General features: G+C 71.7%; 1 protein-coding gene. It reads right to left on the reverse strand.

Translation table 11 applies throughout. The features are described from left to right. Positions 1-471, reverse strand: a 471-nt coding sequence (locus tag TN53_RS42275; protein ID WP_052745428.1) for a class I SAM-dependent methyltransferase, incomplete at its 3' end; no start/stop codon positions are given. Positions 472-474 lie beyond the last annotated feature (3 nt).

A 474-nucleotide genomic window follows, 5' to 3' on the forward strand; every position in this document is an offset into this window, starting at 1 on the left:
CCGTAGCTGGAGTACGCCGGCAAGCGCGCGCTCGGTGTCCGGGCCGTAGTACACGGGCTCGCGTACGTCGACGGCGTCGACCGCTGTGAAGCCGGCCGTGGTCAGGGCGTCGGCCACGATGTGCGGATCGGCCAGTGTGAACGGGTCGTCGGCCTTGGGGACCGGCAGCGAGGGCGGATGCCCGGGGGAGAGCGCTGCCCGGATCGCGGTATGCCAGTCCTGAAGGTCGGCGGCCTGCCAGACCAACTGCACCAAGGGCGCACCCGGACGCAGCGCATGCCCGATGTTGGCGAACGCGAGGGCCGGGTCGGAGAAGAACATCGTGCCGAACCGGCTCATGGCCAGACTGAACTCCTCCGGCCCAAAGGCATGGGGCTGGGCGTCGGCCTGCACGAAAGCGGTATTGCCGAGCCCTTCCCTCTCGGCCTGTCGGCGGGCCCCGGCAACGCGGCCCCGGGCGCGGCGCCCCAACCC

The organism is Streptomyces sp. WM6386 (genome assembly GCF_000972385.1).
Taxonomy (GTDB): domain Bacteria; phylum Actinomycetota; class Actinomycetes; order Streptomycetales; family Streptomycetaceae; genus Streptomyces.